This window comes from Sphingobium sp. R-21 (genome assembly GCF_049913335.1).
Taxonomy (GTDB): Bacteria; Pseudomonadota; Alphaproteobacteria; order Sphingomonadales; family Sphingomonadaceae; genus Sphingobium.
This window is the reverse complement of record NZ_CP184375.1, coordinates 1,134,419-1,155,548: the sequence shown is the minus strand read 5'-3', so window position 1 is coordinate 1,155,548 and position 21,130 is coordinate 1,134,419. Positions and strand designations below refer to the sequence as shown.

Annotated in this window: 21 protein-coding genes and 1 riboswitch; of the genes, 10 read left to right on the top strand and 11 right to left on the bottom strand. The window is 65.7% G+C overall.

Features of this window, described 5'->3' with window-relative positions; translation table 11 throughout:
* Positions 1-5: 5 nt before the first annotated feature.
* Genes cbiB through ACN9MX_RS19855 form a run of 6 tightly spaced genes read right to left on the bottom strand, consistent with a single transcriptional unit; the run spans position 6 to position 4,595 of the window.
* Complete coding sequence (gene cbiB / locus ACN9MX_RS19880) at positions 6-941, bottom strand: adenosylcobinamide-phosphate synthase CbiB (protein WP_363828396.1); 936 nt, start codon at positions 939-941, stop codon at positions 6-8.
* Positions 934-1,911 carry a threonine-phosphate decarboxylase gene (locus tag ACN9MX_RS19875; RefSeq protein ID WP_363828393.1) on the bottom strand — a complete coding sequence of 326 codons (978 nt, stop codon included), beginning with the start codon at positions 1,909-1,911 and terminating at the stop codon, positions 934-936. Before ACN9MX_RS19875 ends, cbiB begins: the two co-directional genes overlap by 8 nt.
* Entirely contained in the window at positions 1,908-2,618 is a 711-nt protein-coding gene (locus ACN9MX_RS19870; protein WP_363828390.1) for an adenosylcobinamide-GDP ribazoletransferase, read from the bottom strand. Before ACN9MX_RS19870 ends, ACN9MX_RS19875 begins: the two co-directional genes overlap by 4 nt.
* Positions 2,615-3,178 carry a histidine phosphatase family protein gene (locus ACN9MX_RS19865; RefSeq protein ID WP_363735977.1) on the bottom strand — a complete coding sequence of 188 codons (564 nt, stop codon included), beginning with the start codon at positions 3,176-3,178 and terminating at the stop codon, positions 2,615-2,617. Before ACN9MX_RS19865 ends, ACN9MX_RS19870 begins: the two co-directional genes overlap by 4 nt.
* Positions 3,175-4,191 (bottom strand): nicotinate-nucleotide--dimethylbenzimidazole phosphoribosyltransferase, encoded by a 1,017-nt coding sequence (cobT, locus tag ACN9MX_RS19860; protein WP_363828387.1) that lies wholly within the window; start codon positions 4,189-4,191, stop codon positions 3,175-3,177. The genes ACN9MX_RS19865 and cobT overlap by 4 nt, the downstream gene beginning before the upstream one ends.
* Positions 4,188-4,595: a DUF1636 domain-containing protein gene (locus tag ACN9MX_RS19855; RefSeq protein WP_363828384.1), complete on the bottom strand. Its 408-nt coding sequence runs from the start codon at positions 4,593-4,595 to the stop codon at positions 4,188-4,190. The genes cobT and ACN9MX_RS19855 overlap by 4 nt, the downstream gene beginning before the upstream one ends.
* Positions 4,596-4,787: 192 nt before the next feature.
* Positions 4,788-4,977, bottom strand: a riboswitch (cobalamin riboswitch).
* Between the two features lie 327 nt (positions 4,978-5,304).
* Here ACN9MX_RS19855 and ACN9MX_RS19850 point away from each other — a divergent pair.
* The 3 genes from ACN9MX_RS19850 to ACN9MX_RS19840 all read left to right on the top strand — a co-directional run bounded on the left by ACN9MX_RS19850 (position 5,305) and on the right by ACN9MX_RS19840 (position 7,476).
* Positions 5,305-5,820 carry an MgtC/SapB family protein gene (locus ACN9MX_RS19850; RefSeq protein ID WP_363828381.1) on the top strand — a complete coding sequence of 172 codons (516 nt, stop codon included), beginning with the start codon at positions 5,305-5,307 and terminating at the stop codon, positions 5,818-5,820.
* A 154-nt stretch (positions 5,821-5,974) separates the two neighbouring features.
* Entirely contained in the window at positions 5,975-7,156 is a 1,182-nt protein-coding gene (locus ACN9MX_RS19845) for an acetyl-CoA C-acyltransferase (RefSeq protein ID WP_363828378.1), read from the top strand.
* Between the two features lie 170 nt (positions 7,157-7,326).
* Positions 7,327-7,476 carry a hypothetical protein gene (locus tag ACN9MX_RS19840; protein WP_363828375.1) on the top strand — a complete coding sequence of 50 codons (150 nt, stop codon included), beginning with the start codon at positions 7,327-7,329 and terminating at the stop codon, positions 7,474-7,476.
* A 15-nt stretch (positions 7,477-7,491) separates the two neighbouring features.
* Here the strand turns inward: ACN9MX_RS19840 and ACN9MX_RS19835 are convergent, their stop codons facing one another.
* Entirely contained in the window at positions 7,492-8,394 is a 903-nt protein-coding gene (locus ACN9MX_RS19835) for a LysR family transcriptional regulator (RefSeq protein WP_363829415.1), read from the bottom strand.
* 99 nt (positions 8,395-8,493) lie between these two features.
* Here ACN9MX_RS19835 and ilvD point away from each other — a divergent pair, with 99 nt between their 5' ends.
* Positions 8,494-10,347, top strand: coding sequence for a dihydroxy-acid dehydratase (gene ilvD, locus ACN9MX_RS19830; protein WP_363828373.1), 1,854 nt, complete (start codon positions 8,494-8,496; stop codon positions 10,345-10,347).
* Between the two features lie 249 nt (positions 10,348-10,596).
* Here ilvD and ACN9MX_RS19825 read toward each other — a convergent pair whose 3' ends face one another.
* Positions 10,597-11,028: a MarR family winged helix-turn-helix transcriptional regulator gene (locus ACN9MX_RS19825; RefSeq protein WP_363828370.1), complete on the bottom strand. Its 432-nt coding sequence runs from the start codon at positions 11,026-11,028 to the stop codon at positions 10,597-10,599.
* Between the two features lie 79 nt (positions 11,029-11,107).
* Between ACN9MX_RS19825 and ACN9MX_RS19820 the strand changes: the two genes are divergently transcribed.
* From ACN9MX_RS19820 to ACN9MX_RS19800, 5 genes are all read left to right on the top strand, one after another.
* Positions 11,108-12,274: an HlyD family secretion protein gene (locus ACN9MX_RS19820; RefSeq protein WP_426387698.1), complete on the top strand. Its 1,167-nt coding sequence runs from the start codon at positions 11,108-11,110 to the stop codon at positions 12,272-12,274.
* Positions 12,271-13,818 carry a DHA2 family efflux MFS transporter permease subunit gene (locus ACN9MX_RS19815; protein WP_363828364.1) on the top strand — a complete coding sequence of 516 codons (1,548 nt, stop codon included), beginning with the start codon at positions 12,271-12,273 and terminating at the stop codon, positions 13,816-13,818. The genes ACN9MX_RS19820 and ACN9MX_RS19815 overlap by 4 nt, the downstream gene beginning before the upstream one ends.
* Positions 13,819-13,828: 10 nt before the next feature.
* The gene (locus tag ACN9MX_RS19810; protein WP_363828361.1) at positions 13,829-15,277 is read left to right on the top strand and encodes an efflux transporter outer membrane subunit; all 1,449 of its coding nucleotides are present in this window, start codon (positions 13,829-13,831) and stop codon (positions 15,275-15,277) included.
* Between the two features lie 153 nt (positions 15,278-15,430).
* The gene (locus ACN9MX_RS19805; RefSeq protein WP_363828358.1) at positions 15,431-16,714 is read left to right on the top strand and encodes an HD-GYP domain-containing protein; all 1,284 of its coding nucleotides are present in this window, start codon (positions 15,431-15,433) and stop codon (positions 16,712-16,714) included.
* Between the two features lie 62 nt (positions 16,715-16,776).
* The gene (locus ACN9MX_RS19800) at positions 16,777-17,637 is read left to right on the top strand and encodes a class I SAM-dependent methyltransferase (protein ID WP_363828355.1); all 861 of its coding nucleotides are present in this window, start codon (positions 16,777-16,779) and stop codon (positions 17,635-17,637) included.
* Between the two features lie 8 nt (positions 17,638-17,645).
* Here ACN9MX_RS19800 and ACN9MX_RS19795 read toward each other — a convergent pair whose 3' ends face one another.
* Positions 17,646-18,047 carry a DUF2147 domain-containing protein gene (locus tag ACN9MX_RS19795; protein ID WP_363828352.1) on the bottom strand — a complete coding sequence of 134 codons (402 nt, stop codon included), beginning with the start codon at positions 18,045-18,047 and terminating at the stop codon, positions 17,646-17,648.
* A 59-nt stretch (positions 18,048-18,106) separates the two neighbouring features.
* Here ACN9MX_RS19795 and ACN9MX_RS19790 point away from each other — a divergent pair, with 59 nt between their 5' ends.
* On the top strand, positions 18,107-18,805 hold the full coding sequence (locus ACN9MX_RS19790; protein WP_363828349.1) for a methyltransferase domain-containing protein: 699 nt from the start codon (positions 18,107-18,109) through the stop codon (positions 18,803-18,805).
* Here ACN9MX_RS19790 and ACN9MX_RS19785 read toward each other — a convergent pair.
* Positions 18,735-19,868, bottom strand: coding sequence for an NAD(P)/FAD-dependent oxidoreductase (locus ACN9MX_RS19785; RefSeq protein WP_363828346.1), 1,134 nt, complete (start codon positions 19,866-19,868; stop codon positions 18,735-18,737). The two genes, ACN9MX_RS19790 and ACN9MX_RS19785, sit on opposite strands and share 71 nt — an antisense overlap.
* Complete coding sequence (locus ACN9MX_RS19780) at positions 19,865-20,929, bottom strand: type III polyketide synthase (RefSeq protein ID WP_363828343.1); 1,065 nt, start codon at positions 20,927-20,929, stop codon at positions 19,865-19,867. The genes ACN9MX_RS19785 and ACN9MX_RS19780 overlap by 4 nt, the downstream gene beginning before the upstream one ends.
* Positions 20,930-21,130: the final 201 nt, after the last annotated feature.

The window sequence follows — 21,130 nt, the reverse complement described above, 5'->3', positions numbered from 1 at the left end:
CCGCTTCATCCAACACTCCCCCATATCGCGGCCAGGACCCACAGCAGCAGGCAAGCGCGCAAGTAGATGCCGAGTGCCGTCCTCATGCTGTGGACGTCCGCCTCTCCGCCCGTCCCTATCCACGGCTTGTCGTGCAGAACGCCCTCATACCGGACCGGCCCCGCCAGCCGGATGCCGAGCGCACCGGCCATCGCCGCCTCCGGCCATCCGGCATTGGGCGAGGCATGCCTCCGCCGATCCCGCCGCAGCACGGCCCATCCGCCACCGCCAGCGATGCACAGCATGACGCCCGAAAGCCGCGCCGGCGCCCAGTTCAACAGATCATCGAAACGGGCCGCAGCCCAGCCGAAATCGGTGAAGGGCGCTTCCTTGTGCCCGATCATGCTGTCGGCCGTATTGACCGCCTTATAAGCCCATATTCCCGGCATCCCGAGCAGCAACAACCAGAAAAGCGGCGCCACGACGCCGTCGCAGAAGCTCTCCGCCAGGCTCTCTATGCCGGCCCGCGCCACACCGGCTTCATCCAGCGCAGCGGTGTCACGCCCCACGATTCGGGCCACCGCCCGCCGCGCGGCATCCAGTTCGCCTCTTTCCAAAGCGCGGACAACTGGCAGCACATGGACATAAAGACTGTTCTGCGCCAGCGCTGGCCAGGCCGCGAGCGCCAGCCCCAGCCAGGCCCAGGGACCGCCCCAGCGGCGGATCGTCCATTCCAGCGCCAGACCCATGCCTCCCCCCGCGCCGAGCAACAGCAAGAGGAGGGCGAGTCCCGTCCAGCGCCGTAGGCGGCCGTTCAACCGACCCTGGTTCCATCGCCGTTCCACAGTGCCGATGATCCGGGCAAAGCCGCCCACCGGATGGCCGAGCCGCGCATGAAGCCAGCCTGGCCAGCCCAGTCCCGCATCCATCATCAGCGCCGCCAAGGCCACCGGCTCAAACATCGGCCAAAGCCCGGTCCAGTCGGGCGAGGGCAGCTGCATCGGCGGGGAGGCCGAGCCGCAGCCAGCGCCTGTCCTCATCGAAGGGACGTGTCAGGATAGACCGTCGCGCCAGCCTGTCGAACAGGGTCAGGCCGTCATCCACTTCCACCAATCGGAACAACGAGCATCCGCCGCGCCCCTGCAATCCATGCCGCGCCAGCACGCCGTCCAGCTTCGCCGCCTGCTCCTCCAGGGTCACGACGGTCTCGTTGATCCAGTTCCGGTCCCGATAGGCCGCGGTGCCAAAGGCGATCGCCGCCGCGGAAACGGGCCATTCTCCCATCATCCGGCGCACCTGCGCGACAACCGCCCGCGGTCCGAGCAGAAAGCCCAGCCTCACCCCGGCCAGCCCGAAGAACTTGCCGAAGGACCGCAACAGGATCAGCCGCCGTTCGTCCCCCACCATGCCCGCCAGGCTGCATGCCGGCACGGCGTCCGCATAGGCCTCGTCAACGATCAGCCATCCGCCGGCATCTTCCAGCCGATCAAGCCATTGCAGCAGGCGGGCTGGCGGCAGGATGCGGCCATCGGGGTTGTTGGGATTGGCCAGCAGCAGCGCCATCGCTTCGCGGGGCGGCTCCTCCCCTGCGCGCATGGGGGCGCCCTGGGTGAAAATCTCCCCATGGGTGCGATAGCTGGGCACCAGCCAGCGGCCGGGCATGTCCAGCATCCGTCCGACCAGCCGCAATCCCGCCTCGCTGCCCGGCAGGGTGCAAAGATTGTCGGGATGAACCCCGAAGCAGGCCGCCGCCATTGCCTCCATCGCCGCCAGATCATGCGGATCGGGCAAATGCCGCCAGTCGACGGCCAGATGATCGCCCCCCGGCCATGTGAACGGGCTGATCCCGGTTGAAAGGTCGATCCAGTCATCGCCGCCATAAAGGGCGCGCGCGTCGGCCAGGCGGCCGCCGTGGGATGTGAAGGCGCTCATCGCGCCGACACCATCGCCAGCAACAGCGCGCTTTCCAGTAATTCGATGCCCGCGCCATGCCCGTCACCTGAAATGCCGCCGATCCGGGACCGCAACCATAGTCCCCAGAGCGGAATCAATGGGATCGCCGCCAAAAGGGCGGGTTCCCGAAGACACGCCACCAGCGCCAGCATCGACCAGAGGACACATGGTTCCGGCCGCCAGCCTGCGCGAAAGCGGCTCGCCAGCCCTTCGTGAAGCGGCGGCAACCAGCGCGTCCAGAATAGCGGTCCGATACGCGCCACCATCGCCACGACAGCGAGCATCCAAAGTGGAAAGCTCTCCAACCACGATCGCAACAGCACCAGCTTGACCAGCAGTTGCAGACCGATGGCGACCGCGCCGAAGCTGCCGATATGCGGATCGGCCAGCACGGCGGACAGGCGCGTTCGGTCGCCATGCGCTGCCCCTGCCGCATCTGCTATATCGCCCAGTCCGTCGAGATGTAGCGCGCCGGTCACCGCGACCCATGCCACCAGTCCGGAAAGAGCGCCCACCCATGGATCGATCCGCATCCCCAGCCCGGCGCCGCCCGCCACGATCAGGCCCACCGCGATGCCGGTTGCGGGTAACCAGCGGATCGCGGCCGCGAAGTCCCGCTCATCCACATTCAGGGCGGGCAATGGCAGGCGCGTCATTAATTGCATGGCCAGGACCAGCCGCTTCATGTGATCAGGCCCATAATCTGTGCCGACCGGCTCTCCGGCCAAACCCGCAGGCTCAAAATCGCGCCATAGGGCAGATCCACCGCCCATCCCTGCCTCACGTCAAAGCCGCACAGCACGGCCAACGCCGCCCGCATCGCCCCGGCATGGCAAACCACCAGCGCCGGCTCCCCAGATGCGCTCAGCGCCTCGCCGATCCGGGTGCAGAGGCCAGTCCAGCTTTCCCCACCCGGCGGCGGGAAGCGATCCGGATCATCCCAAAAGCGCGCCAGGTCGTCCGCCGGAAGGCTCGTCGGGTCTGTCCCCTCCCAATCCCCGAAATTCAACTCCCGCCAGCGCGCATCCACCCGGTGTTCGATTCCGCGCTCCGCCGCGATGACGGCGCCCGGCACTCGCGCTCTGGCGAGGTCCGATGTCACCAGTCGGGCGAAATCCAGCCCCCGCGCCCGCTCGACGCAGAGGGCGATGCCCTCCGTTTCCGGCGGTGCGTCCAGATGACCGAGCAGACGCCCGGCAAGCTGCGGCGCGCCATGCCGCATCAGATGGAGGGAAAAGGCGCTCACAGGGCGCTGGCCACCGCGGCTTCGGCAAAGCTCGCCATGTCCTGATGCGCGGCAAGGGCGGAGCGGACGATCTGCGCCGCTACCGCCGCACCGCTTCCCTCGCCCAGCCGCATGTCGAGCCGCAGCAAAGGTTCCAAGGCCAGCGCAGCCAGCAGTCGCTGATGCCCCGCCTCCGCCGACAGATGGGCCGCCAGGCAGTGGTCGGTGATCGCCGGATTGTCCCTCACTAGCGGCGCGACGGCCGCGCAACAGATAAACCCGTCCAGCATCACGGGAACGCGCCGCATCCGCGCCGCCAACACCGCTCCGGCCAGCGCCGCGATCTCTCGCCCGCCCAATCGCCGCAGGGTTTCGAACGCATTGATGCACTGCCCCCCATGCACGGCGAGTGCCCGTTCCACCGCACCGGCCTTGCGTATCAATCCCTCGCCGTCCACGCCCGTGCCGCGCCCGATCCAATGCTCCGCCGGACCGCCGAATGCCTGGGCGCAGAGCGCCGCGGCCGGCGTGCTGTTGGCAATGCCCATTTCGCCCAGCAGCAGCAGGTCCAGCCCCGCTTCCACCACCGCCGCCCCCGCATTGATCGCGGCCAGGCAGTCGGCCTCGCTCATGGCGGCCTCGACACAGATGTCGCCTGTCGGCCTGTCCAACTCGATCGCGACCACGGTCAGTTCCGCGCCGCAGGCCTGGGCCAGCGCATTGATCGCTGCTCCGCCATGATGGAAATTCGCCACCATTTGCGCCGTCACCTCGGCGGGATAGGCGCTGACCCCCCGCGCGGCCACGCCATGATTGCCCGCGAAGATCGCGGCGCGGAGGCGCTCCGCCACAGGCCGCTCCCGGCCCTGCCAGCCCGCCATGAACAGGGCGATTTCCTCCAGTCGCCCCAGGGAACCGGCGGGCTTCGTCAATATGGCCTGCCGCGCCGCTGCGGCATCGATGAACTCTGCTTCCGGAGCCGGCAAATCCTTCAGCGCCGCGGCAAAGGCCGTGCTGTCGCTGAACCGGATCATGAGCAGACAAAGCCTTCGGGCGGCGTCCGGACGATGAAATGCCCCTTCACGCCCTGCGGCCAGTCGGCATAGCGCACCACGCCCTCTTCGCTTTCGGCATGGCGCACGGCATAATCGAGGATCGCGCGCGCGGCGTCCTCATCCGGGGCGAAATCGCCCAGCACATAGCCGACCTTGCCGGTCCCGCGCACATGCACCGTGCAGTGGCGCTGGCAGGCGAAGAGGCAGGGCATGTCCTGCACGGCAATGCCCGCATAGGCGGGATCGCCGTCGCGTATCTTCTGCATCGCCTGCACCAGCAGGGCGCCGCCCCGCCGCCCCGCTCCATCCTCCCGTTGTTCCGCCGAAAGGCGACAGGTCGAACAAACGACCACCGAAGCCCCAGGCTCCACAGGCCGCAACATCAGCGATGGCCCCGCGAAAAAGTCATATCATATCCTCCAGCCCCGACGGCATATGCCCTGTCGGGAACCGCGCGGGAGAGGACTGGCCGGCATCGGGCAGGCGATAGAACTCCCCTGCGCGGCCGCGCCGGCAAGGCGATGACTGTCGCTCGGCGAGGATATCCCCGTTCGTCCGGCACACCCTGTCCGGCCGAAGAACGACCGCGTCAGGCAGGTCTCCTGGCTCGCGGGTCGACGCTTTCCGGCCGCCTTCTCGAAACCTCTGGTTCCAATGGCGCGATGGCTGGATCGCTCGCCGCTTACAGTTGCAGGGGCAGCGCGGGCGTTCCACCCGACTTCCCTTTTCATCCCCTCACGGGGAACCTGTCGCACTGGCGCTGATAAGACTGCATTCGCCCGATCGCAAGGTCGTAAAAGGACAGAGTTAACACGTCCGCACCTGCGCTCGATTTGCGATGGTTACACTTCTCTTCACTCGCCCGAACTGCTATCATCGGACGCAAAGAGGGAGAGGAACCATGGCGATTCTGACGCGATGGATGGATTGGTTCTGTCAGTTGTTCGCATGCACGGCTGAAAATGAAATGCGGGTCAACGGCCTGATTGCACATGTTTCTTCCGACAGCGACGATCGTTAACATCCCATAGCGAACGCGGCCTGTCGAATTCGTCGCCGTGGATGGAACGGCGAGTCTCTTTCGCGTGTATTATGGCCATGCTGGCCAATGATTTCGGTACCACGCTCGTCCGCCTTTTGCTCGCAACCCTGCTGGGCCTTGCGCTGGGATTTGAGCGGGAACGTCACGGCCATGATGCGGGCCTGCGTACCCATGGACTGGTGTCGCTGAGTTCGGCGATGCTGACTTTGTCAGCACTGGAACTGGCGGAAGCCCATCAGGACAGCGATCCGATCCGCGTCGTTCAGGGTCTTGCCCAGGCAATCGGCTTCATTGCGGGCGGCCTCATCTTCGTGCGCGGCGGCGATGTGCGCAACATGACCACGGCCGCCAGCCTGTGGATGGCGGCAGCCGTCGGAATCACGGCAGGGGCCGGCCAATATGTACTCGTGCTTGCAGGATCGCTGATCGCGCTGGTCCTGCTGTCCCTGCTCCTCCTGATCGAAAAGCGCATGGGTCGGCGCGAGAAGAAGGCGGACGATCCGGAAAGCGGTTCCGTCACCATGCCCAATCGCCGGGGGTCGGCAGTCCCCAAGCGTGACGGCTGAAGGGCTCCTCCGCATCGCCGCCTTTAGTGACCCCCAACGTTGCGCGCATGGTCGCGATAGGGGAAGAGACAAGCGATGTGGGCGGAAACCCTTGTTGCGATTCGTGCCATGATATGGCGCAGGGTCCGCTCCCGAACCGCTTGAGGAAAGAGCAATGAGCAAGGATATCATCATCGCCGGCTATGCCCGGACCCCGATGGGTGGCTTTCAGGGCGCACTTTCGGGCGTTTCCGCGCCGGAACTGGGCGCCGTGGCGGTAAAGGCGGCGGTCGAGCGTTCGGGTGCCGCGCCGGAAGCCATTGACCGCATCTATATGGGCTGCGTCCTGCCCGCCGCGCTTGGGCAGGCGCCCGCCAGACAGGCGGCGCTCGGCGCAGGTCTTCCACAGTCCGTCGAAGCGACCACCGTCAACAAGATGTGCGGTTCCGGCATGCAGGCGGCGATCATGGCCGCCGAAGCGCTGAGCGCGGGAACCGTGGACATCGTCATTGCGGGCGGCATGGAGAGCATGACCAATGCCCCCTATGCCCTGCCCAAGCATCGTTCCGGCGCGCGCATCGGCCATGACCGGATCATCGACACGATGATGATGGACGGGCTGGAGGACGCCTATGACCGCGGCAAGCCCATGGGCGCCTTTGCCGAGGATACGGCCCGCGACTATCAGTTCACGCGCGCGGAAATGGACGCCTATGCGGTTGAGAGCCTCGCTCGCGCCAACGCCGCGATCGCCAGCGGCGCCTTCGCTGGGGAGGTTGTTCCGGTGACGGCCCGGACGCGCGGCGGCGAAGTCCAGGTCGACAAGGACGAGCAGCCCGGCAATGCCAGGCCCGAGAAGATTCCTTCCCTGAAGCCTGCCTTTGCCAAGGACGGTGCGATCACGGCGGCGTCCTCTGCCTCCATCTCGGATGGCGCGGCCGCGCTGGTGCTGACCCGTTCCGACGTCGCGGAGAAGCTGGGCCTCGCAAGAGAAGCGCGCATCGTCGCCACCGCAGCCCATGCCCATGCTCCCGCGCTGTTCACGACGGCCCCGGTTTTCGCGATCCGCAAGGTACTGGATAAGGCCGGCTGGTCCTCTGGCGAGGTCGACCTCTACGAAGTCAACGAGGCATTCGCCGCCGTCGCGATGATCGCGATGCGCGACCTCGACATCCCGCACGACCGCATCAACGTCAATGGCGGCGCGACCGCGCTGGGGCATCCCATCGGTGCCAGCGGCGCGCGGATCATTGCCACGCTGGTGGCGGCCTTGAAGGCTAGAGGCCTGAAAAAGGGTGTTGCGGCGCTCTGCATCGGCGGCGGCGAAGCGACCGCCGTCGCTCTCGAAATCCTGTAGGCGAGAGGGAAGGAAATATTGAAGGATCGGCCGCCGCCTATCAGGACGGCGCCCTCACCCATGTCTCTCTGGTTCTGAATGCTTCCATGGCGCAACACGGCGCCATGAAACGTCCTGCGCGCAATTGAGATTATCTCTTCAGTCGGTGACCAGAGCCATGGAGCAAGTCGATGCTCGAACATGTTCCCGCCTGGATGGGCAGGAACTTCGCCAATGTCCGCGCAGGCCATGAAAGGCTGGTCATGGTCAGGACCCGACTGCAGGAAACGGCGCCGATGCTTCCCTTGTCCAGCCCGGCTTTCGCTGCCAGGGCAGGCTGAGCGTCGTCTCCCATCCTACCCGTCCGGGCCCAGAGCGATCCGCACAAGGGCGCGCAGCGTCGGGGCCTCGTCTGCCCCGCGCCACGCCAGGCCCGTTTCCAGCACAGGCGCCTCGTCCGCCAACGGCAGGTAGCGAACGCCCGTTCGCGCCAGATTGCGGAGCGAGGCGGGAACCAGGGCCATTCCCATTTCGGCGGACACAAGGCTGATGATCGTCTGCATCTGGATCGCCCGCTGGCGCACATGGGGTTCCCGTCCCCTGGCCCGATAATGGTCGACGACCAGGTCGTGGAAGGTGGGCGAAACATGCCGCGGGAAAAGCAGCAGCGGCTGGTCAAGCCAGTCCTCCCCGGCCAGCCTGCCGTCCTTGACCGGCAGGCGCCCGTCCTCCGCCCAATTCTCCGGCACGGCCGCCACCAGCGGCTCTCTCAGCAAAGGGCGATAGTCGATGGCGGCGGGCAGGCCCGAGGCAGGCGGGATCAGCAATCCCGCGTCCGTTCGCCCTTCGACCAACGCCTCCACCTGAACGTCGCTCGTCGCTTCCATCAGTGTCATGTCCACCTCTGGAAAGGCATGGGCATAGCGCCGCACCAGTTCAGGCAGAATGCTGTAGTCAGCCGAACTGACGAAGGACAGGGCCAGTCGCCCGACCGTCCCTGCCCGCAAGTGGCGCGCCACCGCAGCCAGATCGGTCACGGCGCCCACCGCCGGCCGGACATGTTCCAGCCATTGGCGGCCGAAGGGAGTCATCGTCACCTGACGCTTTGTCCGGATGAAGAGAGGCGCACCCAGTTCGCGTTCCAATGCCATGATCGACTGGCTGAGTGGCGGCTGCGTCATGCCCAGCCGCTCAGCGGCACGACCGAAATGCAATTCCTCTGCCACGGCAAGGAAATGGTTGAGCTGGCGCAGGTCCATCTTATTCATTCATCCTGCGACTTTATAGCATCGCTGCAATATATTTCACAACCTGCTCGCAACAGCGTATGACGGCAGGAGAAAAACCGAGGACAGACCATGCCGCATTATCGTTCACGCACAAGCACCCACGGCCGCAACATGGCGGGCGCGAGGGGCCTTTGGCGCGCCACCGGCATGAAGGATGAGGATTTCGGCAAGCCCATCATCGCCATCGCCAACAGCTTCACGCAGTTCGTGCCCGGGCATGTCCACCTGAAGGATCTGGGCCAGCTCGTCGCGCGGGAGATCGAGGCTGCGGGCGGCGTCGCAAAGGAATTCAACACCATCGCGGTCGACGACGGCATTGCGATGGGTCATGACGGCATGCTTTATTCGCTGCCCAGCCGGGATCTGATCGCGGACAGCGTCGAATATATGGTGAACGCCCACACCGCCGACGCGCTGGTCTGCATTTCCAACTGCGACAAGATCACGCCGGGCATGCTGATGGCCGCCATGCGCCTCAACATTCCGACCATCTTCGTTTCCGGTGGCCCGATGGAGGCCGGCAAGACCGAACTGCGCGGCAAGATCGTCGCGCTGGACCTGGTCGACGCCATGGTCGTCGCGGCGGACGACAGCTACACTGACGAGGAGGTGAAGGTGATCGAGCGGTCGGCGTGCCCGACCTGCGGTTCCTGTTCCGGCATGTTCACCGCCAATTCGATGAACTGCCTGACCGAAGCGCTGGGGCTGTCGCTGCCGGGCAACGGATCGACGCTCGCCACCCATGCCGACCGGGAAAAGCTCTTCCTGGAAGCAGGCCGTACCATCGTCGATCTGGCCAAGCGCTGGTACGAGCAGGACGACGCGTCGGCCCTGCCCCGCAACATCGCTACCTTCGCCGCGTTCGAAAACGCCATGAGCCTGGACATTGCCATGGGCGGTTCCACGAACACGGTGCTGCACCTGCTCGCCGCCGCTTATGAAGGCGGGGTGGATTTCACCATGGCGGACATCGATCGCCTGTCCCGGCGCGTTCCCTGCCTCTGCAAGGTCGCGCCGGCCAAGAACGACGTGCATATGGAGGATGTCCATCGCGCTGGCGGCATCATGGCGATCCTGGGGGAACTGGAGCGCGCCGGACTGGTCGACGCTAGCCTGCCCACCGTCCATGCGCCGACACTGGGCGACGCGCTCAATCGTTGGGACATCGGCCGCACCAACAGCGAGGAGGTTCGCAACTTCTTCCGTGCGGCGCCCGGCGGCGTCCGCACGACCCAGGCCTTCAGCCAGAGCGCCCGCTGGGAGGAACTAGACACGGATCGCGAGACCGGCGTCATCCGCAGCGCGGAGCACCCCTTCTCCAAGGATGGCGGCCTCGCCGTGCTGTTCGGCAATATCGCGCCGGAGGGTTGCATCGTCAAGACGGCAGGGGTGGACGAATCCATCCTGACCTTCCACGGCACAGCCCGCGTCTATGAAAGCCAGGACGCTGCGGTCGCCGGCATCCTGGGCAATGAGGTGAAGGCCGGGGATGTCGTCGTCATCCGCTATGAAGGGCCAAAGGGCGGCCCTGGCATGCAGGAAATGCTCTATCCGACCAGCTATCTGAAATCGAAGGGTCTGGGCAAGGCCTGCGCACTCATCACCGACGGACGTTTCTCCGGCGGCACGTCGGGGCTGTCGATCGGCCATGTCTCGCCGGAAGCGGCAGAGGGCGGCCTGATCGCCCTGATCGCGACCGGCGATCCCATCCTCATCGATATTCCCAATCGCCTGATCAAGCTGGACCTGGATGACGCCGTCATCGCTACCCGCAAGGTGGAAATGGAGGCACGCGGCGCCAGGGCATGGAAGCCATTTGGGCGGAAGCGCAATGTTTCGCCCGCCCTGCGCGCCTATGCAGCGCTCACCACCAACGCCGCGCGCGGCGCGGTGCGGGACGTGGGTCAGGTGGAGAAGGATTGATAACCGAACTGCGCGCCGCATTCAGCGATGCGGCGCGGCCTTGAGGCTGCTCATGCACGAACGATCAGTGAAGCAGGACGTAGACCGTGCCCGTCAACAGCAGTGCCGACGCGCTGAACAGGCTCAGCAGTCCGACGCTGCATTGGCACATGCTGTAATGCATACGCTCCATCGCACTCTCCCTCGCCGCCGGATCTTGGCCAGTCAGGCGGAGCAATGCTAACAGAGAATCTCACGGAAATCAAAAGGTCAGCTATCGGCCAGTCCCTGCAATAGTTTTTGCAGTGCAGCATGAAATTGCCGGCGATCCGATGGGGCGAGGGGCTTCAGCAGCTTCGCTCCAAGTTCGATGCGAAGGGGCTCGGTCACGGTCACCGCCGCCTCCCCTGCAGGGGTGATCGCCAGCCGCTTTACCCGCCGATCATCCCTGTCGGGCACGCGCAGGATCAGACCCTCGCGCTCCAATCCGTCCAATGCCTCCGTCACCGTCCGCGGCGCCAGATTCATCATTTCCGCGATATCGGCGGCGCGCGCCGATCCATTCTGCGCCTTTATGCACATCAATATCTTGGTCTGGGCCAGCGAAGCCCCCTGCCCGGTCATGGCACGGTCAAAGGACCGGCGGATCAATGTGATCAACCGAAACAGGTCCGTCAGTAGCTGTTCGTCTGCACCATTCATGAGGAACCTCAATAAATGGTATTGCGCTATAGTGCAAGTGCGAGCATATGAAACGGAATTGAATGCAGCAGGCTCCCCTATGAATTCCGAAACAATGGCTTCTTCCCCCAGCACGGCCGACGACTCGGGCCAGAGCCGGCCTTCCCCGCTCAAAAGTCCGCGTGTCCGCCTGATCCTGCTGGTGGTGGCTCTCGCGCTGATCGGCGGCGGCGTGCTGTGGTTCATCCGCTTCGAAACCTTCGGCAAATATCAGGAATCGACCAATGACGCCTATATCCAGGCCGATTCGATCACCATTGCCCCCAAGGTTTCGGGCTATGTCGACCGCGTCTTTGTCGCCGAGAATCAGGATGTGAAGGCAGGCCAGCCCCTCGCGCAGATCGATCCGCGCGATTACCGGGCGCAGGCCGCCCAGTCCGTGGCGCAGATCGACCTGGCCAAGGCCAATGCGGCCGGCGTGGTCGCCCAGATGGCCGAGCAACGGGCGGCCATCGCCCAGGCCGAGGCTGAGCTGAATGCCGCCAATGCCAGCGCAAGCTTCGCCGCGAGCGAGGTGGAGCGCTATCGCCCGCTGGCGGCGAGCGGCGCAGAGACGCGCGAACGCCTCTCGGAGCTTCAGAACCAGGCCACGCAGGCGCGGGCAAGGGCTGCTGCCGCCCGCGCGACGCTGAACGGCGCCCAGAAGCGGATCGCCACGCTGGAGACACAGGTCCGACAGGCACAGGCACAGGGAGAGGCTGCGCGCGCACAGCTTTCGGCCGCCAACACCAATGTGGAAGCGACGATTTTGCGGGCAACAGCCGACGGCCGGATCGGCGACAAGAGCGTCAGGCAGGGCCAGTTTGTCCAGGCCGCCAGCCGCCTGATGACACTGGTCCCCAAGGCCAGCCTCTATGTCGAGGCGAATTTCAAGGAAACGCAACTGGGATTGATGCGCGTCGGCCAACCGGTGACGATCGAGGTGGATGCACTGCCGGGGGTTGAACTGCCAGGAAAGCTCGCCAGCATCGCGCCCGGCACCGGTGCCCAGTTCTCGATCCTGCCGCCGCAGAATGCCACCGGCAATTTCACCAAGATCGTCCAGCGCATACCGGTTCGCATCGCCATAAGCGCGGGGCCTGAGACCCGAAAACTGCTGGTTCCAGGCATGTCTGTCGAAGTGTCCGTCGACACCCGCTCGGCCAGGAATGCGGCCGCCCAGATCCGGCGGGAGCAGGAGCGGCATAACGCCCGGACCGAGCGATGAACGCCCCTGTCTATACGGCCGCGCCCGAACGCGCCGACGCCGCCGCATGGTTGGCCGTCATCGCGGGCAGCCTGGGCGCAATGATGGCGACGCTGGACATTTCCATCGTCAATTCCGCACTGCCCACGATCCAGGGCGAAATCGGCGCCAGCGGCACGGAAGGCACCTGGATCGCGACATCCTATCTGGTCGCGGAAATCATCATCATTCCGCTGGCGGCATGGCTGGAACGACTATTGGGTCTACGCACCCTGTTGCTCACCGCCGCCTTTCTGTTCACCGGCTTTTCCATGCTCTGCGGCATGGCGAGCGATCTCACGACAATGGTCGTCGGCCGGGTCGGCCAGGGCTTTACCGGCGGCGCGCTGATCCCGACGGCGATGACGATCATCGCCACCCGCCTGCCCCGTTCCCAGCAGCCGATCGGCAATGCGCTGTTCGGGGTCACCGCCATTCTGGGCCCCGTACTCGGCCCGCTGGTCGGTGGATGGCTGACGGAGAATATAAGCTGGCACTACGCCTTCTTCCTCAACCTGCCCGTGGGCATCCTGCTCATCACCCTGCTGTTGGTGACGATGCCGCATCAAAAGCCGCGCCCCAGCGAATTCTGGCAGGCCGACTGGCTCGGCATTGCGGGCATGGCGCTGGGACTGGGCGGTCTTACCATCGTGCTGGAGGAGGGACAGCGGGAACAATGGTTCCAGAGCCGGGAAATCGTCCTGATGTCGATCATTTGCGGTATCGGCTTCATCCTGCTGTTCGCGGGGCAATATTTCGCGAAAAGGCCGGTCATCCGCTTGAAGCTGCTGCTGGACCGGCAATTTGGCGCTGTTGCGCTGATGGGGCTGGTCATCGGCATGATGCTCTACGGCACCGCCTTCATCATTCCACAGTTTCTGGCGGCGATCGCCGGCTATGACGCGCTGCAATCGGGACGGATCGTCCTTCTGTCGGGCATTCCCAGCCTGATGCTGATGCCGCTCACCCCGCTGCTGATCCGGCATCTCGACATACGCATTGCCGTTGGCGCTGGCCTCCTTGTCATGGCGACAAGCTGCGGGATCGACACGGTGCTGACCAATCAGGCGGTGGGTCATGATTTCGTCGAGTCGCAATTACTGCGAGGCATCGGCAACGTGTTCGGCTTCCTCTTCCTCAACCAGGCCGCGATCGCAGCAGTTCCGCCCGAGGATGCAGGCGATGCCGCCGGGCTGTTCAACGCCGTTCGCAATCTGGGCGGATCGCTGGCGCTGGCAGGCATCGCCACCATCCAGGACCAGCGAAGCTGGCTGCACAGCCGCCGCATGGAGGAAAGCCTGAGCGCCAATAGCGGGCAAGTGCAGGATTATATCGGTGGCCTGGCCCATTCGCTGGGCGGGCAGGACGCCGCGCTTCGCTCGCTGGCGGGCACGATCCAGCGGGAAGCGCTGGTGATGACCTATAACGACATTTTCACGATGCTGGCGGTCGGCATCATTGCCGTGTTGCCGCTGGTGCTGTTCCTGCGTCCCTTGCCCAAGGGGCAAGCGATCGCGATGCATTGAGGCTGGTTCCATGCGTTTCCCCCCGAAAGTCCTTTTCCCGGCGGTCCTTCCCCTGCTGATCCTGGCTGGCTGCACCGCCGGACCGGATTATCATGGACCGGAAGCGGCCAGGCCCGTCAGCCCGGCCGCCAATTTCGCCAGGACGCCCGCTGACATCAGCCCGCAGGCCCCGGTCGCGGCGAACTGGTGGACGGCGCTGGCAGATCCGGTTCTCGACGCGCTGGAAACCCGCGCGCTTGCCGCCAATCCGGGCGTGGCCGTGGCAGAGGCGCGGGTGCGGCAGGCACGCGCCGCCCTGCGGACAGAGCGCGCCAACACCCTGCCCAAGGTCAATGCATCCGCCATCTACGTCCATGCCGACGTTCCCGGCGTCAATCTGGGCAGTTCGAACGATGGAAGTTCCGACGGTGGCGACAGCCAGTCGCTCAACTTCTATAATCTCGGCTTCGACGCGAGTTGGGAAATCGACCTGTGGGGCGGTCGGCGACGCGGCATGGAGGCGGCACGGGCGCAGTTCGAGGCGGCGCAAGCCAATGTCGCCGACGCGCAGGTCAGCCTGACCGCCGAAATCGCCCAGGCCTATGTCAATCTGCGCGATCGCCAGCAGCGGATCGCCCTCGCACAGCAGGCCACGGCCCGGCAGCAGGAGATGCTGCGCCTGACGGAGCAGCGCCGTGCCCAGGGCACTGCGTCCGCGCTGGAGGTGGAACAGCAGCGCAACCAGTTGGAGCAGAGCGACGCAGCGCTGCTGCCGCTCAGTGCGGAGCGCGACGCCTATCTGAACGCGCTGGCCACGCTTGCCGGGGAAGCGCCCGGTGCGCTTGACGGCATGCTGGCCGCGCCCGCACCGGTGCCCTTGCCTCCCGCACAGGTGGCAGTCGGCGATCCGGCTGCGCTGCTGAAACGCCGTCCCGACATTCGTGCGGCGGAACGCCAGTTCGCCGCCGCCACCGCCAGGATCGGCGTCGCGGAAGCGGCGCGTTTTCCCAGCCTCAGCTTCATGGGCCTGATCGGGATCGGCGGCACGAATCCGGGTGATCTGGTCGATCTCGGTACGCTGGCCGCCATCGCCATGCCACGCCTGAGCTGGAGCTTCCTTGATTTCGGCCGCAACGCGGCCCGCGTGGGCCAGGCCGAAGGCGTGCGGGACGAGGCGGCCGCGCAATATCGGCAGGCAGTGCTCAACGCCCTGCGCGACAGCGAGGATGCGCTTTCCCGCTTCGGCGCCCGTCGGCTGAGCGTCGCCAGCGCTGCCCGGTCCAAGGCTTCGGCCGACCGCACCGCCGCGTTGACACGCCAGCGTTTCGACGCCGGAACTGCCACGCGTATCCAGCTTCTTGACGCGGAGCGGCAGAGCCTGTCGGCGGCACAGGCTCTGACGCAGGGGACAGCGGCCATGACGGCGGATTATATCGCCCTGCAAAAGGCGCTTGGCCTGGGCTGGCAATCGGGAATTTAACCTTTCCGCAAGGCTTTAGGGGCGAAATGCCCTTCTGGAAGTCCATATCGTCTGGATGAGAGCGCGACCCGTCCGGGAGGGGACCCGGCACGTACGGAGAAGCGCGCTTCGGTTCAGACAGGACGGACTCTCAACTCGGGGCCGCGCATCATCATGTTGAAAAGAATTCGTACCGAGCATGTCGAGCTGGGCATGTTTCTCCACAAGATGGAAGGGTCCTGGTTCTCCCACCCCTTCTGGAAGAGCCGGATGCTGCTGGAGGACGCCGATCAGCTGGAAAACCTGAAGGCGAGCAAGGTCGAATGGGTACAGATCGACACGACGCGCGGCGCTGACCTGAAACCCAGGGAAACGCCAGCCGCACCCCGCGCGCCGGCAAACGACCTGCGCGACCGCCCTTTCGGCCGCGCAGGCGCGACCATAGCCCGACGCGCCGCGCCCGCTCCCGTCAGCCGTCCCTTCGATCCGCTGTCGAAGGACCGGCTTTCGACCAAGGCAGAGATGGTTCACGCGAACCGCCTCGTCCGCAAGTCCGTGCGCGCGATGCACAAGATCTTCGACGATTCCCGCCTGGGCAACGCGATCAAGCTCAACAAGCTGGAATCGATGATCGACGAGATTTCCAGTTCCATCCAGCGCAATCCTCATGCCTTCATGGCCGTGACGCGGCTCAAGAACACGAGCGAATATCTTTATCTCCACGCCCTGTCGGTCTGCGCCTTGATGATCAGCCTGGCGCAGCAGCTCCGCCTTTCTCCCGAGGAGGTGCAACAGGCCGGGCTTGCCGGATTGCTGATGGACGTCGGCATGGGCCATGTGCCGCAGGAAACCTGGGACAAGGACAGTCCGCTCACGCCAGAGGAGTGGGAGGTGGTGAAGAGCCACACCACGCTGGCCCATGAATTTCTGGCTTTGGGCGGAGAAATGCCGGACGCCGTGCTGGACGTCTGCCTTCATCATCATGAGCGGCTGGACGGCAGCGGCTATCCCCATGGGCTGAAGGGCGAGGAAATCGGACGGTTCGCCCGCATGGCGGCGATCTGCGACACCTATGACGCGATGACGTCCAACCGCATCCACCGCCATGGCGAAGACCCGTCCCGCACCCTGCTGATGCTGGATGAGGCGCAGACGCTCTACGACCCCGAAATCTTCCAGGCATTTCAGCGGGCGGTCGGCATCTATCCGGTCGGATCGCTGGTTCGCCTGCGCTCGCACCGGCTGGCGATCGTGGTGGAGCAGAATGCGGACGATCTGACGCTGCCGGTGGTGCGGCCCTTCTATTGCCTCGCCGACCGCGGCTTTGTGAAGGCAGAGGATATCGATCTTGCCAATTGCTTCGGCGCGGACCAGATCATCACGCGCGAAACGCCCGAAGGCTGGGATATGACCGAATGGCCCGCGCTCAGCGCGAAGCTGCTGGCGGCGGCGGGGTGAAGGCGCGGCCTCGCTTCTGAAAATCCGTTGCGCCCGCCAGTCCGGCGGGTGATACAGGCGGCATGATCGTACCGGACAGCCCCTCTACCGCGGCGGGCGTCGCCGTTCATTATGACGAACTGGACCTCGCCTACCGGCGGATCTGGGGCGAGCATGTCCATCATGGCTACTGGCAGACGGGATATGAGAGTCCCGCCGAAGCGGCCGAAGCGCTGGTTGCGCAGGTGGAGGCGCGTCTGGCGCCGGAACCGGGGCAGACGCTGTGCGACATAGGGTGCGGCTATGGCGCCACCGCCGCCCGGATCATCGCCCGCCACGATGTCCACATCATGGGCCTCACCCTTTCCGCCGTGCAGGAGAATGTTGCAAAAGCGCGCGCGCTCTCCCGCTTCACCTGCCTGCGTCGCGACTGGCTGGACAATGAACTGCCCGATGCGGGTTTCGACGGCGCCTATGCGATCGAAAGTTCCGAACATATGGTCGACAAGGCCCGCTTTTTCACGGAGGTTGCGCGGACATTGCGGCCCGGCGGGCGGCTGGTCGTCTGCGCCTGGCTGGAGGGTGAAGGAGCGCGGCCATGGGAGATCCGCCACCTCCTGCATCCCATCTGTCGCGAAGGGCGGCTGCCCAGCATGGGTAGCCGGATGGACTATGAGGCGCTCGCAGCCGGAGCGGGGTTCGTGCTGCGCGATTATGAGGATGCAAGCGTCCGCGTGCGCCGCACCTGGACCATCTGCCTGCGGCGACTGGCGCTGGCGATGATCCACGATCCGATGCTGCGAAGCCTCGCCTTCAACCCCCGTACCCGGAGCCGCGACTTCATCCTAAGCCTGCCGCGCCTGATCCTCGCGCTTCGCACAGGCGCCATGCGCTATGGCATTTTCCTTTGGGAAAAGGGTGCGGACCAGCGATCCACCGCTTGAAAATCCCTCTAACGCACCCGCGTCCAGCGCTGAGACTGGCAGATGAACAACACGCAGCCCGTCAGCTTGAGCGTTCCATCCAGGTTCAACCCCAGCGTCGCTCGGTAGCTGCGCCCCGATTTGGGATCATAGGCGCGCCCATCCTTCCACATCGCGCCGACACGGCGGAAACCCCATAGGGTGAGCAGGCCCAATATCGGCTGCCCGCGCAATTTCGGCTCAGGATTGTTGACGTCGGTCGCAGGCACGCCCGGCCCCTTGTCCAGCACCCGCGCGATCCGTCCGCACATCTGTCCCCCGCATGGCGCGATCTGCACCACGCCCTTCCGATCCTCCGTCAGCCATTGCCCCTCGACGGACGCTGGCTGGGCTCCGGCCGTCAGGAGCAGGAACGCGGCGAATAATCCCATGGCATGCACCTCCACGCCCATGAAGATATGCTATGATGCAAGCAAAGAAGAGAGGGCTTATGGCAGATCTTTCGATCCGTTCGCGGCAGGAAGAGCAGATGGACGCGCCAGACCTGGATCCCGCCGTCTATGAGCGCGTGCTCCACGATCTCGCGCGCGTGAACCGCTGGACCTTCACGGCGTGGCCCACCATCGCTTTCCTGAACCGCGCAATCGGTTCCGCCCGGCATTTCCGCCTGCTCGACGTCGGCTTCGGCGACGGCGACGTCCTGCGTGCCGTCGCGCGCTGGGCGCGCCGGCGGGGCGTCGAGGCGGAACTGATCGGCGTCGACCTCAATGAAAAGAGCCTTGCCGCGGCTCGTCGAGCCACGCCGCCCAACCTTCCCATCGACTATCGCGCTGGCGACTATCTGGACCAGCCCGAACAATTCGACTTCATCATCTCCAGCCAGGTGACGCATCATATGACGGACGCGCAGTTGATGACGTTCCTGCGCCATATGGAGGCGGAAGCGCGCATGGGCTGGCTGATCTGCGACCTGCACCGGCATGGCTTTGCCTATTGGGGCTTTCCGCTGCTCGCGCGCCTGCTGCGCGTCCACCGCATCGTCCGGGAGGATGGCAAGCTGTCGATCGCCCGGTCCTTCCGTCCCGGCGACTGGGCGAAAATATTGCCCCAGGCCGGTGTCAGCCTGGACGATGTCCGGATCGTCCGACGCTTTTCCTTCCGCCTGTGCGTGGAGCGGATATGCGGGTGAACAGCGCGGCCTGAGCCCCCAGGGCCGGTATCCAGCGCAGCAACTGCATCAGCAGCCCGCGCCCCCGTGGTCCCGCCGCCCCGAGACGCAACGCTTCGGCAATCGCCAGCGGCCGCCGGCTGCGGCGGCGCCATGCGTCCTGCCAATCCATCGCCGCCTCCGCACCGCCGCGCAGATAGGCCTGCGCCGCACTCGCTCCGCTGTGGAGCGCGATGGCGATGCCGTCCCCTGCCAGGGAAGCGATCACCGCGCCCTGATCCCCGATGCGGAAGATGCCCGGCACATTCGCCGCCGCGCGCCAGCCATAGGGTACGCCAGCAATCGCCTCGAAAGAGTGCGGCATTTTTCCGGCCATGCGATCGGCCAGATGCGGCGCTTCCTTCATAATGGCCTGGATCAGCTCCGGGACGCCATCCGACAGGCGGTCCCGCGCAACGGACAGGCAGAAATTGGCGGAGCCATCCTCCTGCAACAGCAACCCTGCATAGCCGCCGTCGAACAGATGCATCTCGATCACGCCCGCCAAGTCCGCACCGCCGGGAAGGATTGCGCGTATCCCGACGCATGGCGCCTGCCGGTACCGGGCAAGATCACGCGCCAATCCGCGCAATTCATGCTTGCCCGTCGCCAGGAACAGCGCGTCTCCCTTCAGATGTTCGCCATCGTCCAACCGGATGGAGCGCTCTGCGGGATGGGCGGCACGCACTGCCCGGCCGCGCCGGATGACAACTCCAGCCTGCGCGGCGCGGCCGATCAGTGCTTCGTCCAGCGTACGCCGCGACAGCCCCACCGCCGCATGGGGCAGCGGCAGTTCCAGTTCCCGGCCGTCCGCCAGCAGGCGCAATCGCTGGATCGGCCGCGCGCCCAACAGGTGGGCGTCGAGACCCAGATCGCCCAATGCCGCCAGGGCATCCCAGCCTAGGAAACCGCCGCACACGCTGTCATGAGGGCCGTTCTGGCGGTCGATGAGCTGCACGTCCACCCCCGCCCGCGCAAGGGCGATCGCCGCCGCGGCGCCCGCCGGCCCGCCACCGACGACCAGCGCGGGCAAGCGCGACGTCATGGCAGTCCTTCAAAGCGAAATCCCTCCGCCGCCAATCCTGGCCCGAAGGCGAGCGCCACCCCCTGCCCCGCGCCCTCCAGCATGTCGTGCAGGATGAACATCAGGGTGGAAGACGACATGTTCCCGAACCGCGCCAGCACGCTTCGTGACGGCGCCAGGGCATTCCGGCCAAGGTCGAGTCCCTGCTCCACCGCGTCCAGGATCGACCGGCCGCCGGCATGCACCGCCCATCGCTCTATCGCCGCCATATCCTCACTGCCCCAAAGGCGACGACGTACAGCGGGATCGGCCAGCGCCGCCTGGATGCGCCCCGGCACCTCGCCGGACAGATGCATGACGAAGCCGCTATCGCCTATGTCCCAGCGGATCAGTTCCGCCGAGTCGGCGAGGTTGAGCGAGAAGGGCCGGTCGATCGCAATCCCCGCCCCGGTCCCCATCACCAGCGCGGCCGCAGCGCCATCCGCGAACTGGAGCATCATCAACAGCCGCTCGATCTGCCGCTCCGGCTGGAAATGCAGGGAAGACAGTTCGACCGTCACCACCAGCACCCGCGCATCGGGCTCCGACCGCACGATATGCCGCGCCGTGCGCAACGCCGCAACGGCGGCATAGCAGCCCATGAAGCCGACCAGGGTCCGCTCGACATCGGCCAGGCCCAGCCGCTCGGCAATGATCTGGTCTATGCCGGGAGCGACGAAGCCGGTGCAGCTTGCCACCACCAGATGGCTGATCCCCTCGACCGGCACCTGCGCCTTCAGTCGGGCGATCGCCTCCATCGCCAGTCGGGGAGCGTGATCGGCGTAGCAGCGCATGCGCAGCGAGGTCGGCGGCATTTCGCCTGCATAGAAGCCGCCAGGGTCGACCGGGGACCCGCCCTCCGCCGTGGACGGCAGCACGCACCAGCGATGTTCGATGCCGGATCGCTCCGCCATGCGCTGAAACAGCCGTCGTTCGTGCGGGTCGTCCAATTGCTCCGTCGCCCATCGGACGAAGGGCGCATGCATGTCCAGCGTGGGCACGGCGCACCCGATGGCGTTGATGCGAGCGCGCGTGTCGGTCATGGTGTCGGCTTGTCTCCTGTGTCGGGTAAAATCATCAAGGCCAGGAAAATCAGTCGAGCGCGCAGCCTTTCCTCTGCGCTGAACCTGCATCTTGCGCCGCCAAAAGATCGGACCGGACCGGACGCCGCAAGGGGCGCATTGGTGCACGCGGCAGGAACGGCGGTCAGCCATCGTCAACAATCGCACCGGACAAGAACCGTT

Bases quoted from the DNA above. Each gene is read 5' to 3' on its own strand.
- ACN9MX_RS19870 (WP_363828390.1), bottom strand. From the start codon at position 2,618: ATGAAGCGGCTGGTCCTGGCCATGCAATTAATGACGCGCCTGCCATTG.
- ACN9MX_RS19820 (WP_426387698.1), top strand. From the start codon at position 11,108: ATGAATTCCGAAACAATGGCTTCTTCCCCCAGCACGGCCGACGACTCG.
- ACN9MX_RS19800 (WP_363828355.1), top strand. From the start codon at position 16,777: ATGATCGTACCGGACAGCCCCTCTACCGCGGCGGGCGTCGCCGTTCAT.
- ilvD (WP_363828373.1), top strand. From the start codon at position 8,494: ATGCCGCATTATCGTTCACGCACAAGCACCCACGGCCGCAACATGGCG.
- ACN9MX_RS19840 (WP_363828375.1), top strand. From the start codon at position 7,327: ATGCTCGAACATGTTCCCGCCTGGATGGGCAGGAACTTCGCCAATGTC.
- ACN9MX_RS19785 (WP_363828346.1), bottom strand. From the start codon at position 19,868: ATGACGTCGCGCTTGCCCGCGCTGGTCGTCGGTGGCGGGCCGGCGGGC.
- cbiB (WP_363828396.1), bottom strand. From the start codon at position 941: ATGTTTGAGCCGGTGGCCTTGGCGGCGCTGATGATGGATGCGGGACTG.
- ACN9MX_RS19805 (WP_363828358.1), top strand. From the start codon at position 15,431: ATGTTGAAAAGAATTCGTACCGAGCATGTCGAGCTGGGCATGTTTCTC.
- ACN9MX_RS19850 (WP_363828381.1), top strand. From the start codon at position 5,305: ATGGCCATGCTGGCCAATGATTTCGGTACCACGCTCGTCCGCCTTTTG.
- ACN9MX_RS19845 (WP_363828378.1), top strand. From the start codon at position 5,975: ATGAGCAAGGATATCATCATCGCCGGCTATGCCCGGACCCCGATGGGT.
- ACN9MX_RS19835 (WP_363829415.1), bottom strand. From the start codon at position 8,394: ATGGACCTGCGCCAGCTCAACCATTTCCTTGCCGTGGCAGAGGAATTG.
- ACN9MX_RS19810 (WP_363828361.1), top strand. From the start codon at position 13,829: ATGCGTTTCCCCCCGAAAGTCCTTTTCCCGGCGGTCCTTCCCCTGCTG.
- ACN9MX_RS19780 (WP_363828343.1), bottom strand. From the start codon at position 20,929: ATGACCGACACGCGCGCTCGCATCAACGCCATCGGGTGCGCCGTGCCC.
- cobT (WP_363828387.1), bottom strand. From the start codon at position 4,191: ATGATCCGGTTCAGCGACAGCACGGCCTTTGCCGCGGCGCTGAAGGAT.
- ACN9MX_RS19790 (WP_363828349.1), top strand. From the start codon at position 18,107: ATGGCAGATCTTTCGATCCGTTCGCGGCAGGAAGAGCAGATGGACGCG.
- ACN9MX_RS19815 (WP_363828364.1), top strand. From the start codon at position 12,271: ATGAACGCCCCTGTCTATACGGCCGCGCCCGAACGCGCCGACGCCGCC.
- ACN9MX_RS19825 (WP_363828370.1), bottom strand. From the start codon at position 11,028: ATGAATGGTGCAGACGAACAGCTACTGACGGACCTGTTTCGGTTGATC.
- ACN9MX_RS19855 (WP_363828384.1), bottom strand. From the start codon at position 4,595: ATGTTGCGGCCTGTGGAGCCTGGGGCTTCGGTGGTCGTTTGTTCGACC.
- ACN9MX_RS19795 (WP_363828352.1), bottom strand. From the start codon at position 18,047: ATGGGATTATTCGCCGCGTTCCTGCTCCTGACGGCCGGAGCCCAGCCA.
- ACN9MX_RS19875 (WP_363828393.1), bottom strand. From the start codon at position 1,911: ATGAGCGCCTTCACATCCCACGGCGGCCGCCTGGCCGACGCGCGCGCC.